Below are 12,387 nucleotides of genomic sequence, written 5' to 3'. Positions count from 1 at the left end.
GTCATTCGAGAATATAACCTGCACCATACACGGTACGAATCCGCAGATTGCTGCGTCCTGTAAATGCTTTTCGCAGCCGACCAATGTGCACGTCGACCGTTCGAGTCTCCACTGCGTGCGGATCGAGCCAAGCGGCCTCGATGACTTGCATCCGCGTGCTGATCTCCCCATGTCGCTCTAGCAGGAACCTCAGGATTCGAATCTCCAAAGGCGTAAGGGCCACTCTCTTGCCTGAAACGACGACAGCGTGCGGCTCGAACACGAACTCAGCGAGAACAGCGGCGCTTGGCAGAGTCACGGCTTTCAGCCGCCGCTTTGCTGCGTGCAAAAAAACAAGAAGCTTTGACGGCGACAAAGGACGCATGATGCCTTCGTCGAGCCCCGCCTTGATTAACTGCAGGTGCTGTGCACGCATACCCTCGCTGATCAGCGCACCTACGGAAACTCCGGAGTTCTTCAACAGTGCACATAGCGGCGCAACATCACTCGGCCACCCTGCACAATCTAAGAGGACTGCGGCAATTTCTGCCGCCGTGCAGGCGCCAACGACATCGTCGTCACTTACAGCAAGACGGGCCTCGAAGCCTTCGCCGTGCAGAATATGCGCAAGCAAAAGATAAAGCTCGGCGTCCTGCGAGCAAACCAGAATCACAGGGGTCACGTCGATTGCCCCTTTGTCGTTCGAAAGAGCGCCGCCCTCAACTCGGCGCAAACTCGCCGCCGTTGACATCGATGATGGCTCCGTTGACGAACCCAGCATCTTCCGACGCCAGGAATGCGATCACGGCGGCGACATCATCCGGAGAGCCGAGCCGACCGGCTGGAATGCGAGCGAGCGCCTCGATGTTTGTCTTGTTTTCTGGGGATCCAGTCAGTGGTGTGAGGATACGCCCCGGCGCCACAACATTTGATGTTATGCCACAGGGGCCATATTGAGCGACCAGCACACGGGAGAAGCCTGAAAGTGCGGCTTTTGACGCCACATAGCTCGGGCCGGCGATCCGTGGTCTCGTCCGCCCAGCAAGAGATCCGACCAATATGATCCGTCCATAACCCTTTTCTTTCATGGCGAGCAGAACGGCTCGGCAACACAACATTGTCCCCGTCAGGTTGACCGTGAGCACGTCGTTCCATTCTTCAAGAGCAAGGTCGGAGACATATACGGGACCATCGGGGCCTTTCGGCGATATCCCCGCGTTGCAGACAAGGATCTCAGGTGGACCCCAGACATCGGCGACTTCGCCGAAAAACTGTTCGACGGCCACCGGCTCACGGAGATCGACCTGTCTCGCAATCGAGCGTTCTGGTCCAAAAGCCTCGGCAAGTGCTGCGCCGGCGGCCACGACGCTTTCCCGGCCATGGCTGAAAACGGCAACCCGATGGCCCGCTTTGAGCAGGCGAAACGCGGTGGCAAGACCGATCCCGGTCGTGCCGCCGCTGATGACTGCAACGTGTGGACTGCCGTCGGCGCTCATGCCGCTTGATCCATTGCAGCAAACAGCGATAGCGGTGGATGGGCGCCAGGGTCTGTCATGACCTCGATCAGCAGCGGCCCCTCTCCAGAGAGACCGCGCTCGAGGTATCTGGGAAGGTCGGCGGGATCGAAAATACGGACTGCCGGGCAGCCGCAGGCTTCGGCAATTTTCTGATGGTCGACATCCGCAAAGCTGCAGGCAGTCGTGAACCTGCCGAACTTGGCGCTTTCGGCGTCACGCTGAAAGCCAAGAATCCAGGCAATGCAGATGATGATCACCGCGATCACCGCCAGCAGGCGAGCGATGTTGCCGGTCAGCATGGTGACGATGTTCTGCAACACGGTTTCGACGCCGGCAGCTTGGGCGAAGGCCGGCTCGACCAGGCAAGCGACAATCGCGATCGCCATGAGAGCGGAGGCGGCCATCGGGCGCAATTGGGTTTTGGATATCATTCGTTAGGCTCCGATCGATCATTTTGAAAAACGAGAACCGAGGCGCGCCGGCCGGCGCTGAAAACGTCCCAAGACAAAGCTTCGGCGGTTGTGGAATTTTGCGTTTGAAGCGGGCGTGCGCCCTGCTCTTCCCGCTGTGCACCTGGGTCGGCCTGACCGGGTGCGACCGCGATGGTCAGCGAGGCAAGCCCGGGCAACTGCCGCTTTGCTTCCTCGCGCACCCGGGCGTCGTATCTGAACATCGCGCCGACGGAAGGATCGTCGCGACCGTAATAGGACTGCAGCATCACGTTTTCGGCCTGCACCGCACTCGCACCTTCGCGCAGCGCGAGGCGGTAGTAGCCGTCGAGAAGCTGTGCGATGGCCTTGAGATTAAGGCAGGGATCGAAGGCATCCGATATCGACAGCTTCAGTTTTCGAAGCTCCTCGAGACCAAGCCCACCGAGGCCGAGCTGAATGTCTTGGCGGTCGGCAACGAGGGACGTAGCGACCTCGATCGCTTCCGCCTTGGTCGTTGGCTGTGTTGCAATTGGGGCGCCGCTATTGATGCGAACAGCGTAAGGTCGGAACCAGCTCTCGAGGCTGACGACGCCGGCGAGCATCTCCACCTGAACCATGGGCGCGCAGCTTTGCGCGATATCGACGAAGGCCGCCATCGGTCAGTACCAGACTCGCTGCGTGCCGGCGCCATCGGTCGTCACATCGACATAGTGCGGCTGCGAGCGGACATTGGGACGGACGATCGGATAGGCCATGCAACCAGTGCGGCCGTCCTCACGCTGCCACCGCGGCGATTGAACCGAATTGTTTTCGGCACGATAGCCGCTCCGCCCGCTGTGGCAAAAAGCCTCGCTGACCCGCTGCAGCGATGTCGAGATGCAGGTCGCTTGTTCTCCACGCGGGCCATAGCTGCCTTCCAACCTGTATCCCGCGTCGCAATAGTAGGGCTCGTAGCCCGGTCGCGAGCTGCGAAAGCCGGCGCCGCTGCACGTCGGGAACGAATGACCCTCGGCAAGCTCCCGCCATAGTTTCTGGATCGGCGGCCGGCACGCGGCATACTGGGTCGCCCCTGCGGGATTCGAAAGGCAGAGGAGAACCTGGCATCCCCAATCATCGGCGCGCGCGTTGCTGCCTGAAATGAGATAGGGTGGTAATGTGCAACAAATCGCAAGCAGGCCATTCAGCAGAAGGTTTTTCATGGGACAGACCCTCGGACACCACAATGCACGAACGCACGCTGGACATTTTGCCCGGTAAGCGTGTGTACTTACTGCCTTATATAACACAGTTAAATAACATGGCAAGAGCAATGAAGACGCAATGGCATAGCCTCGCCTTTTCAGGCCTCATTCTGCATGAGATCCTGGACCACCCGCTTGAAGATGAGACCCCACAGGCCCGGCTGAAGGAGGTCGGCATGATGACCATCATTTACAGCATGAACCAGGCTCACCAGAAGCTAACTCTTTCCAGCATAATGGAAGTTACGGCTTTGACACGCACAGGCGTCAAGGAGACGGTCGATCTATTGGTGAAGCGAGGAATGCTGAACGAGACGATTGTGAAAAACTCGATGGGCCGTGGAACGGCACGCCAGTTCCAGATTTCCGAAGGACTGTTGAAGAAGCTGAGCTCCTTTGATGAAAGCCGAGCGTCGGATTAAAATAGCTATTTTCAGAGAGTAATCGTGCAGCCGGCGAACCGCAGAAGATGTGGTGAGAAGGGGCTATCGTCACATCGGCAAGCATCCTGATTCTTAGCCTACTGACGAACAAGCAGATCCGTCCTGACCGGATCCGAAATGATGCTATGCCGGAAGATTCCACGGATCGACGAGTGCCACTCCCATTCCCTCCGATCTTTTCACTTTCGGGGAGACCAGCGTCAGGCATCGTTCGGTTGACAAGCGCCTCTTGCAATGGCGGTAGGGTCGAGAGCCGAAGTGGGATCTCGACCGTCTCATCCGCACCCGGCCTTCCAGACGGACCTTGAAAAGATGCTGGAAACCAGCCGGCACATGCGCGCGAACACCGGGTCCCCAGTGGTGCAGCACAAGCTGAAGCGACTAATTCCAGCTCAGCTTTATCGGGTGCTTACATCTAGAGCTACCGAGCCTCGCACCCTACAGATCGACGATTTGCTGTCGACGACGCTGCTCGGCGAACTCGGCGCTTGCGAATTATTTCGAAACCTATGCCGTGTATCTGTTGGAAACGGTGATCGGAAATAGACCGTCTGATGATGAAGGAGGCGTCCGGCATGAACACAAGCTTGGGTGACCGCAGGGTGCCCCCATTAGGCCGAGCAGGCTTGCGCGACTATATCGCCATTGCACGGCTCGATCACAGCACGAAGCATGTCTTCATTATTCCCGGCATCATCCTCGCCTATCTTCTGCGGGGGGTCAGAAACGACGACCTGACCTCCTCTATCCTGCTCGGACTTGTGGCCGCGCTCTGCATCGCGTCCGCGAACTACTGCATTAACGAGTGGTTCGACCGCGAGTTTGACCGGCATCATCCGACGAAATCGCAGCGGTCAGCCGTGCAAAGCGCGATGAACAGTAGGCTGGTTCAACTGGAATGGACCGTGCTGCTCACTGTCGGCCTCGGCTGCGCCATCCTCTCGAGCAAACTTCTGTTCTTTGTCGCCTGCCTGTTTGCGATTCAGGGAATCCTCTACAATCTCGATCCGATCAGAAGCAAGGACAAAGCCTATCTCGACGTCATCTCAGAATCGATCAATAATCCCTTCCGCCTGGTGATCGGCTGGTCAATGATCGACCCAACGAGCCTGCCGCCAGGATCGATCATCCTGGCCTACTGGTTCGGCGGTGCGTTCCTTATGGCGGCCAAGCGCTTATCGGAATATGACGAGATTGTCGCCTCGCATGGCAAGGAGCTGCTGTCGCGCTACCGGGCGAGTTTCGCCCAGTATACGCAGGTCTCGCTGACCGCCTCCTGCATTGCCTATTCACTGTTTTCAATTGCCTTTCTGTCGGTCTTCCTGGTCAAGTATCGCATCGAGTATATGCTGGTTTTGCCCTTCGTCGTTGCCCTGTTCACAACTTATTTTGTGATGGCGACGAAACCGGGTTCTACGGCGCAGAAACCGGAAAAGCTGTTCCGAGAGCCTGGCCTGATCGCGATCGTCGCGGCCCTGGCGACGGCCTTCATCTTCACGACATTCATCGACATTCCGCTTCTGGTTACTCTGACCGAGCAGCACTACATCACCATCCAATGATCGCGAGGAATGTCGACTGGGGCAGTATCCACTTCGTCGTCTTCGACGTCGACGGAACGTTATACAACCAGCGCAGGCTGCGCCTTCGGATGGCCGGCGAATTGATTGCTGATGCGGTGGCGAGACGTGGCTCGACCAATCTGCGCGTGCTGCGCGCATACCGCTCACTGCGTGAAGCCATCGGCGAGGAGGAGATTGACGATTTTCAGGCGAGCCTGATGGCTCGTATCGTCGCGCAAACCGGCGAGCCTGCCGAAAGGATAGAGGCAATCGTCAGCGAGTGGATCGGCCGCCGTCCGCTCGCCCATATCGCGTCCTATCGGTATGATGGGCTGGCGGAATTATTTGCCGGCCTCAAACGGCAGAACAAGGCGATCGGGATCTATTCTGATTATCCTGCCGACGAGAAGCTGCAGAGGATGAACTTGTCAGCAGATTACATATTGGCCGCAAGCGATCCCGGCGTCGGCATCCAGAAACCTCATCCACGCGGCTTGCATATGCTGATGCAGCGCGCCGGCGTCGGGCCGGCGCAAACCGTTCTGATAGGAGACAGACCCGAGCGGGATGGCGTTGCGGCGCGCCGCGCCGGTGTCCTGCCGCTCATTCGCTCCGACGAGCCGCGGGAAGGCTGGGTGACCTTTTCGACTTATTCGGACTCGGTGTTTGCGGCGCTTCGGGGAGAGGAAACGTCTGGATGATCTTATCCAAGACTGTTCGTTATGTGTTCACAGGAGGTCTAGCTGCCTTCGTCGACCTCACCGTGTTGCGTGGCCTACTGGCGCTCGGTGTGCCCCTCGGCACTTCCGCGACATCGAGCTGGCTGATCGCGGCCGCAGCCAATTACAGCGTCACCAGCCGCTATGTCTTCAATCAGGCAATAAGCCGCAAGCGCGCTTCACTGTTCCTGATCGGCGCGCTTATCGGCCTATCGATCAATATCTCCGTGACGCTGATCCTCGTGCAACAGATCGGGCTCCCGCCCTTGTGGGCAAAGCTTTCCGGCATCGGCACGGCCTTCGTTTTCAATTTCCTCATAAACCTTGTCTGGGTGTTCAGGTAGAGCGCCAGTGAACGACCGCGCCATAGCGTTCCGTGGATTGAAGGACGGGCCCAGAACTAGAGAAAGCGGAGCGTTCGGTTGGAAGACTTGTTCGAAAACCGCTCGATATGAAGCATGCCTGAGATAAGCGTCCGCCAGCAGCTTCATAACGGCTGCAATTTTCAGCCGTTTTCGCCGGTGAACAGATTGGCGCAATGGTGCGTCCATTCGGTATCCACCTTGAGAAGGCTGACCACTTGCTTTATATGATGCGTGATGATTGATGCGCGATGAGGCGGATATGAGAACGACTTTGGCAATCGACGACGATGTCCTGATCGCCGCAAAGGCGATGGCAACCCAGCAGCACCGGAGCGTCGGCGAGGTCATTTCTGAGCTGGCGAGACGTTCTCTGCGCCGACCGCCCAGCATCGGCGAACGCAATGGCATTCCTCTCCTGTCAGCTCGGCCGGATACGCCGCCAGTGACGCTCGAAATCGTGAACGCCTTGCGTGACGAACTGCCGTGACTTTCCTGCTCGACGTCAATGTGCTGATTGCCTTAATCGATCCGGGACATGTAGCCCATGATGATGCACACGCATGGTTCGCAGTGGTGGGTCAGACCGCGTGGGCTACCTGCCCCATTACCGAAAATGGTGTCATCCGGATTGTCGGCAACCCCAAATATCCCAACTCTCCCGGTTCACCGGCACTCGTGATGGAGATCGTCCGCAAATTGCGGTCGCTCCCCGGTCACAGCTTTTGGTCGGACGATGTGAGCCTTGTGGGGTCAGGTAATATCGCGCCCACGAAAATTCTAACACCGGGACAGGTAACTGATACCTACCTGCTTGCGCTAGCCAAGGCGCGTGGTGGCCAGCTGGCGACATTCGATCGCAAGCTTTCAGCGGCAGCGGTTACAAGGGGCAATTCTGCCTTGCACCTGATCACCACGAGTAGATCGTGAGTTCCCGTCGATCCATTATGCGATCTTTTTGGCCAAGAACACGAACATCCTAGCAACAAGCCGCCCGCCGCGCTCGTGAAGAATGGCTCCGTTAGGGACAACAGGGCCTGGACGCCATGATGATGCACCGGATCGAGCTTTATCAGAGGACGATGGAAGCGGATCTCGATGATCCAAGCGGCGCTAAGCGCGTCATGCTGTCGGTCCTGGCCAGGGTGCCATATAATTTTGGAGCTCCCTGGACCTTTTTCTGCCTGGCGGAGACGATGTAATTTCCCTCGTAGATATTGAGCAAGTCCACTTGGCAATATCCCTGGTCTTCGCGCAGTTGGCCTGTGGCGCCCTTGAAGAGGTCCGTCATAATGCCGCGTCGCGGCCGGCGGTCCCGGTCACACGTTGACCACTATGCTCTAGGTGTTTTGAAGATTGCCGTCATGACGGAATGGCTTGCGCCAGTTCGGTCATGCAGACGGTCACGAAAGTGGGCATTTGAAAACATCGCACGGCCGAGCCAGCGGTTGCGCTACTTCTATGTCGTACCACGCAGAGGAGACTGTGCTTCATGACAACCATAATGGTACTGCCGACAAGATTCCGTCCCGCAGAAATTGGGTAATGCACGGGCCAAGATGATCGTCGAAGATGTCTTCAGCCAGATTGCTGAGGTAGCAATGGCCGGCGCGGAACAGCAAGAGAGAGTGAGAGAGAGAGAACCGATCACGCTTGATAATAGTTGATAAACGGCATATCTTGTCTCCGTCAAAACCGATGGAGAGCAGAATGATTAGTGCCGATCTGGGAAAGCAGCTCGAAACCTATATCCAGCAGCTTGTCGACACAGGTCGCTATGGCTCGAAAAGCGAAGTTCTCCGCGAAGGTGTTCGACTGGTTCAGGACAGGGAGACCCGGCTTGCCGCATTGGATGCTTCCATCATGCGCGGCATTGCCGATGCCGAGGCGGGCCGGACTAAGCCGGCGAGCGATGTCTTCGACCGGCTCGAGGCCAAGTACAGTGTGATGGTTGATCAGGCCGAAAAATCGGCATGATCCTTGAATTTTCCGACGAGGCGGAGAACGATCTTGAGCAGATCGCCGATTACATCGCGTGGGACAATCCACGCCGTGCCCTTTCATTCGTCCGGGAGCTCCGCAGCAAGTGCGAAGACCTCGTCGACAATCCCAACGGTTTCGCCCTCGTTCCCCGCTACGAGCACCATGGTATCCGCCGACGGGTTCATGGCAACTATCTGATCTTCTACCGCGTCGAGAACGCGAAGGTGATCATCATCCATGTCCTGCACGGCGCGACGGACTATGGCGCAATCCTGTTCGGCGAGTAATTTAATGGGTTGATCTGAGGCGACCTCGCGCACTAAAGCCGAGCTAAGCGGCTACCCTCGTCTCAGTGTCATCGCGCGGATCAGCCATTCCACAATCATGCAGTTGAAGGGATCTGAACCGGCGGTGCCTTAACTCAGATAAACTAAGCGCCTGATAAACCGAAATTCACGGCATAACGCCCATTTATGGAACTGCATTGAACTGCATCATTAGCGGCTTTACGGCGAACCATCGAACAGAGAAGATTTGATCGTCGTGCCGCTTGGAGAAGAGATCATTTCTCCGCTGTGTTCTCCAAAGATGGCTGAACGACTGAAAAACCCACGAGACCTGGCGCGTCTTCCCCTTGTATCTGCACGTTAGTAATTTCGTGCGATGGAAGCGATTGAGCCTCTGGCCGGGTGGCCACCCGGCCAGAGGCTTGACGAAGTCGCCCGTCCCCCCTCCGGTTACAACCGTGGATGAGCCTGGGATCTTCGTCATCGTCACGTACGACCGAATAGTCGCTTGGCTCCAATCGCACGCACAAGGCAGGTTACCGTGAACAGAATTATATGTGGAGTGGATGTTTCGAAAGACTGGCTGGATGCGTTCATCCGCCCGTCCGGGACGTTTGAACGGTTCAGCAATGACGCCACCGGCATTGGCGCGCTGGCCGATCTTTGCCGGGCCGAGAATGTCGAGCTCGTCGTCATGGAGGCTTCCGGCGGTTATGAGCGGACGGCCTTCCTGCTGTTGTGGGAATTGGGCATCGCCTGCGCGCTTGCCAATCCGCGCCATGTGCGCCGCTTTGCCGAATCCATGGGCTTTCTGGAAAAGACCGACCGCATCGATGCAGCGATGATCGCCCATTATGCCGAAACCAGGCGGCTGGCTGCCCTGCCGCCGCCGAAAGCCGCGCAGATGCGGCTGTCGGCGCTGATGGCGCGGCTGTCCCAGGTCACGAGTGATCTGACCATCCAGATGCAGCGCCGCAGTGCAGCCCGCGATCAGCAGTGCGAGGCAAGCCTCAACGAGGTGATCGCACTTTTGGTGCGCCAGAGCCGCACCCTCGAAGGCGAGATTGCCTCGATGATAGACGACGATCCGCTCTGGGCCTGTCTCAACCAGGCCTTTCGCTCGATCAAGGGCGTGGCCAACCGTACAGTTGCCCGGTTGATGGCCGAACTGCCTGAGATCGGCCAGATCTCCAATAAGGCGATCGCCAAGCTGGCCGGCCTGGCGCCGATTGCCAACGACAGCGGCAAACGCAGCGGACACCGGCCGGTGCGCGGCGGGCGCTCCGGACCACGCGCCATTCTGTTCCTGGTCGGCGCCATCGCAGCCCGACACGATCCGCACCTGGCCGCCTTCCAGCAAAGGTTGCAAAGCGCCGGCAAACCCAAAATGGTCATCCGCATCGCACTCGCCCGAAAACTCCTGGTTATTCTCAATGCAAAAGCACGAGACGCGCGAAGAGAATTCGAATATGCAACTTGACAATCCAGATAGTCGCTCATCCGCAGCGACCTGAAAAGGATTCAATGGATCGACTGGTTTGAACTTAATAACCTCGGCCCCCCGCCCCTCCCCGCCATGAGCTTCGATAGAAGCTTTCTGGCAGTCGACGCTGCAGCGAACGGACTGGGAGTGGCGTTGGAGTCCAACACTCTGGCAAGGCGCGAGCTGGACAGCGGGCGTCTGGTTCGCCCGTTCAGCAACAGCCGTGACAACCGCTACATCGGCCACTACCTCGCCTATCCAAAAGCCGGCAGCCAACGGAGGCTATCGAAGATTTTCGCAGACTGGCTGATGTCGCAGGTTTCTTGACAATATGTTTGTCCTCCCGACAAAGCGGGGCATTGGAACCGTCTTAACTCATCAACACCGCGTCGTATATGACAACGGACCTGTTTATTGCGTCATCCTGGATGACAGCTGAATGCGGGCTGAACCTACAGGCCTCGTCTACACCAAGCGGTCACGATGTCCGATTTGAACCGAGACTACCTGGGCTATAGCCATCGTCATATCCCCCAGTCACCGCCGCAAGCATCCCCGGGAGCTCTTCGGCCAGGAAGTCGAGGAAAGCCCTCACCGCTGGCACGAGGCCCCTACGGGACGGAAACACGGCATGAAGACCGTGCGCGTGCAATCGATAATGCGGCAAGACCTTCACCAGGCGGCCGTCGCGAATGGCGTCTCCGCAAATATTGACCGGCAGACGTGCGACACCAATTCCGGCTAACGCAGCCTGACACAGCACATAGACATCGTCAGTCATGAGCGTCGGCAGATATTCGATGTCGATGGAAACACCATCCGGCTTCAGCAAACTCCAGAAGTTCCTCTCGCCTCTCACGCCGGCAGGCCCGACGCCTGGCTTCCGCTGCAAAGAATCCGCGCTGCCGAAAGGACCGTGGGTGGCTATGAATTCCGGGCTTGCCACAAGCATCTGCTCACTCGTTCCCAAACTGCGAACGACAAGATTGGAATCGTCAAGACTCGATCTGATCCTGAGGGCGACGTCATAGCCTTCTGCGATCACATCCACGCGCCGATTCGTCAGATCGAGTTCAAACTGGACTGCGGGATGTGCCTTCAGGAATTTGCCCAACACCGGTGCGAGGTAGATGTGCGCGACACCAATCGGACAACTGACCTTCAGCCGACCTGAGGGATGTTCTCCTGCTGAGGCTGCGACTTCGAGTGCCGCCTGGGCGCTTTCCGCCATGGACTCGCAGTGCGGCAGGAGTGCTTGCCCGACTTCCGTCACGTGGAGAGCCCGCGTCGAGCGCTGCAGAAGACGCACGCCCAGTCGTCGCTCCAGGCCGGCGACACGGCGACTTACCTTAGATTTGGGCAGTCCGTGTGCCAATGCCGCAGCGGAGAAGCTTCCATGGTGCACGACAGCGGCAAACAGCATCAGGTCATTCAAGTCTTCCAACGCTGTCACCCCGTATTATCGCATTGTTGCTTCAATAGAACAATCAGTCCCGATTCATAGTCCTACTGCGACATTTGGCAACCCGCTATCTTGCAATCGAACTCATCGGCAAGACGCCGACCGCAAATCCGCCGGAGGCACGACATGTCCGTCCTGAATAGAAGAAGCTTGATCGCGATGTCAGCGACCGGCGCTCTTGCGGGAATCATGCGGCAGCGGGCATCCGCGCGCACAGGAACAAGCGAAATGGCTGAACAGAAAACGAAAAAAGTGGTGCTGGTGCATGGCGCATTTACAGACGGCAATTGCTGGAGCGAAGTCATCCTCCGGCTTGGCTCAAAGGGATACACCGTCACGGCCGCACAAATCCCCCTGACATCGCTCGCCGATGACATCGCCTACATCAAAAATGTCCTGAGCCGCCAGTCCGGCCCTGTCGTACTGGTGGGGCATAGCTGGGGCGGCATGGTGATCACCGAGGCCGGGCTTTCGCCGAGCGTCACGTCTCTCGTCTATGTGTCGGCGCTGGTGCCTGATGAGAATGAGTCGGCCATTGACCTTCAAAATCATGGTTCGCCTTCTTCCGGCATGGAAGGAGCGCGCCCCGACGACCGCAATTCACTCTGGTTCGACCCGGGTTACTATGGGCCCGCGCTCGCAGGCGATCTTCCGCCCGAGAGGATCCAGCTTCTTGCCGCCACACAGAAGCCTATCGCCGCAACCTCGTTCGGTGAAAAAGTAGTCGGCACCGCTTGGAAGAAAAAGCCGTCTTGGTATCTCCTGTCCGGGAACGACCGAGCGCTTGCGCCCGAACTCCAAAGCTGGATGGCTCACCGCAGCAAGGCTGCCATAACGGAGGTCTTCTCGAGCCACATGTCCCTGATATCCCATGCAGATGTCGTCACCGGACTGATCGAAGACGCCGCACAAGCCTGA

Annotated in this window: 16 protein-coding genes and 2 pseudogenes; 12 read left to right on the top strand and 6 right to left on the bottom strand. The window is 58.0% G+C overall.

What is annotated here, in order from left to right:
* Nucleotide 1 precedes the first annotated feature (1 nt).
* The 5 genes from N2597_RS23545 to N2597_RS23525 are packed head-to-tail and all read right to left on the bottom strand — an operon-like array spanning nucleotide 2 to nucleotide 3,126.
* Nucleotides 2-661, bottom strand: coding sequence for a winged helix-turn-helix transcriptional regulator (locus N2597_RS23545; protein ID WP_040143302.1), 660 nt, complete (start codon nucleotides 659-661; stop codon nucleotides 2-4).
* Nucleotides 662-698: 37 nt separating this feature from the next.
* On the bottom strand, nucleotides 699-1,475 hold the full coding sequence (gene fabG / locus N2597_RS23540) for a 3-oxoacyl-ACP reductase FabG (protein WP_040112791.1): 777 nt from the start codon (nucleotides 1,473-1,475) through the stop codon (nucleotides 699-701).
* Nucleotides 1,472-1,927 (bottom strand): TrbC/VirB2 family protein, encoded by a 456-nt coding sequence (locus N2597_RS23535; RefSeq protein WP_077994599.1) that lies wholly within the window; start codon nucleotides 1,925-1,927, stop codon nucleotides 1,472-1,474. Before N2597_RS23535 ends, fabG begins: the two co-directional genes overlap by 4 nt.
* Complete coding sequence (locus N2597_RS23530) at nucleotides 1,924-2,583, bottom strand: lysozyme family protein (RefSeq protein WP_183595742.1); 660 nt, start codon at nucleotides 2,581-2,583, stop codon at nucleotides 1,924-1,926. Before N2597_RS23530 ends, N2597_RS23535 begins: the two co-directional genes overlap by 4 nt.
* Before the next feature lie 3 nt (nucleotides 2,584-2,586).
* A complete protein-coding gene (locus tag N2597_RS23525; protein WP_183595735.1) occupies nucleotides 2,587-3,126 on the bottom strand; it encodes a hypothetical protein in 540 nt (179 codons plus the stop codon).
* Nucleotides 3,127-3,224: 98 nt separating this feature from the next.
* On the opposite strand from N2597_RS23525, the gene N2597_RS23520 reads away from it, so the two are divergent.
* From N2597_RS23520 to N2597_RS23475, 11 genes and pseudogenes are all read left to right on the top strand, one after another.
* A complete protein-coding gene (locus N2597_RS23520) occupies nucleotides 3,225-3,590 on the top strand; it encodes a hypothetical protein (RefSeq protein WP_040113157.1) in 366 nt (121 codons plus the stop codon).
* Nucleotides 3,591-4,186: 596 nt separating this feature from the next.
* Entirely contained in the window at nucleotides 4,187-5,173 is a 987-nt protein-coding gene (locus N2597_RS23515; protein WP_040113156.1) for a UbiA prenyltransferase family protein, read from the top strand.
* Nucleotides 5,170-5,874: an HAD family hydrolase gene (locus N2597_RS23510; RefSeq protein WP_183595733.1), complete on the top strand. Its 705-nt coding sequence runs from the start codon at nucleotides 5,170-5,172 to the stop codon at nucleotides 5,872-5,874. Before N2597_RS23515 ends, N2597_RS23510 begins: the two co-directional genes overlap by 4 nt.
* On the top strand, nucleotides 5,871-6,236 hold the full coding sequence (locus tag N2597_RS23505; RefSeq protein ID WP_183595731.1) for a GtrA family protein: 366 nt from the start codon (nucleotides 5,871-5,873) through the stop codon (nucleotides 6,234-6,236). The genes N2597_RS23510 and N2597_RS23505 overlap by 4 nt, the downstream gene beginning before the upstream one ends.
* A 280-nt stretch (nucleotides 6,237-6,516) precedes the next feature.
* Nucleotides 6,517-6,744, top strand: coding sequence for a CopG family transcriptional regulator (locus N2597_RS23500; protein WP_089152845.1), 228 nt, complete (start codon nucleotides 6,517-6,519; stop codon nucleotides 6,742-6,744).
* Nucleotides 6,741-7,184: a TA system VapC family ribonuclease toxin gene (locus N2597_RS23495; protein ID WP_040112759.1), complete on the top strand. Its 444-nt coding sequence runs from the start codon at nucleotides 6,741-6,743 to the stop codon at nucleotides 7,182-7,184. Before N2597_RS23500 ends, N2597_RS23495 begins: the two co-directional genes overlap by 4 nt.
* 780 nt (nucleotides 7,185-7,964) lie before the next feature.
* Nucleotides 7,965-8,231: a type II toxin-antitoxin system ParD family antitoxin gene (locus N2597_RS23490; RefSeq protein WP_077994576.1), complete on the top strand. Its 267-nt coding sequence runs from the start codon at nucleotides 7,965-7,967 to the stop codon at nucleotides 8,229-8,231.
* Nucleotides 8,228-8,524 (top strand): type II toxin-antitoxin system RelE/ParE family toxin, encoded by a 297-nt coding sequence (locus N2597_RS23485; protein WP_183595729.1) that lies wholly within the window; start codon nucleotides 8,228-8,230, stop codon nucleotides 8,522-8,524. Before N2597_RS23490 ends, N2597_RS23485 begins: the two co-directional genes overlap by 4 nt.
* Nucleotides 8,525-8,741: 217 nt before the next feature.
* Nucleotides 8,742-8,876, top strand: a pseudogene (locus N2597_RS33750) (LysR substrate-binding domain-containing protein); the annotation flags it as partial.
* A 189-nt stretch (nucleotides 8,877-9,065) separates the two neighbouring features.
* Entirely contained in the window at nucleotides 9,066-10,004 is a 939-nt protein-coding gene (locus N2597_RS23480; RefSeq protein WP_341356259.1) for an IS110 family RNA-guided transposase, read from the top strand.
* A 15-nt stretch (nucleotides 10,005-10,019) separates the two neighbouring features.
* Nucleotides 10,020-10,334 (top strand): annotated as a pseudogene (locus N2597_RS23475) (LysR substrate-binding domain-containing protein); the annotation flags it as partial.
* Between the two features lie 151 nt (nucleotides 10,335-10,485).
* Here N2597_RS23475 and N2597_RS23470 read toward each other — a convergent pair.
* On the bottom strand, nucleotides 10,486-11,451 hold the full coding sequence (locus tag N2597_RS23470; protein ID WP_183599373.1) for a LysR substrate-binding domain-containing protein: 966 nt from the start codon (nucleotides 11,449-11,451) through the stop codon (nucleotides 10,486-10,488).
* Between the two features lie 144 nt (nucleotides 11,452-11,595).
* Between N2597_RS23470 and N2597_RS23465 the strand changes: the two genes are divergently transcribed.
* On the top strand, nucleotides 11,596-12,387 hold the full coding sequence (locus N2597_RS23465; protein WP_183599375.1) for an alpha/beta hydrolase: 792 nt from the start codon (nucleotides 11,596-11,598) through the stop codon (nucleotides 12,385-12,387).

The organism is Rhizobium sophoriradicis, from assembly GCF_025200795.1.
GTDB classification, from domain to species: Bacteria; Pseudomonadota; Alphaproteobacteria; order Rhizobiales; family Rhizobiaceae; genus Rhizobium; species Rhizobium sophoriradicis.
Note: the sequence above shows the minus strand (reverse complement) of the source record. Positions and strands in the feature narration are given on the sequence as shown.

Excerpts from the sequence above, each read along its gene's own strand:
- fabG (WP_040112791.1), bottom strand. The coding sequence starts at position 1,475 with ATGAGCGCCGACGGCAGTCCACACGTTGCAGTCATCAGCGGCGGCACG.
- N2597_RS23535 (WP_077994599.1), bottom strand. The coding sequence starts at position 1,927 with ATGATATCCAAAACCCAATTGCGCCCGATGGCCGCCTCCGCTCTCATG.
- N2597_RS23530 (WP_183595742.1), bottom strand. The coding sequence starts at position 2,583 with ATGGCGGCCTTCGTCGATATCGCGCAAAGCTGCGCGCCCATGGTTCAG.
- N2597_RS23525 (WP_183595735.1), bottom strand. The coding sequence starts at position 3,126 with ATGAAAAACCTTCTGCTGAATGGCCTGCTTGCGATTTGTTGCACATTA.
- N2597_RS23520 (WP_040113157.1), top strand. The coding sequence starts at position 3,225 with ATGGCAAGAGCAATGAAGACGCAATGGCATAGCCTCGCCTTTTCAGGC.
- N2597_RS23515 (WP_040113156.1), top strand. The coding sequence starts at position 4,187 with ATGAACACAAGCTTGGGTGACCGCAGGGTGCCCCCATTAGGCCGAGCA.
- N2597_RS23510 (WP_183595733.1), top strand. The coding sequence starts at position 5,170 with ATGATCGCGAGGAATGTCGACTGGGGCAGTATCCACTTCGTCGTCTTC.
- N2597_RS23505 (WP_183595731.1), top strand. The coding sequence starts at position 5,871 with ATGATCTTATCCAAGACTGTTCGTTATGTGTTCACAGGAGGTCTAGCT.
- N2597_RS23500 (WP_089152845.1), top strand. The coding sequence starts at position 6,517 with ATGAGAACGACTTTGGCAATCGACGACGATGTCCTGATCGCCGCAAAG.
- N2597_RS23490 (WP_077994576.1), top strand. The coding sequence starts at position 7,965 with ATGATTAGTGCCGATCTGGGAAAGCAGCTCGAAACCTATATCCAGCAG.
- N2597_RS23485 (WP_183595729.1), top strand. The coding sequence starts at position 8,228 with ATGATCCTTGAATTTTCCGACGAGGCGGAGAACGATCTTGAGCAGATC.
- N2597_RS23465 (WP_183599375.1), top strand. The coding sequence starts at position 11,596 with ATGTCCGTCCTGAATAGAAGAAGCTTGATCGCGATGTCAGCGACCGGC.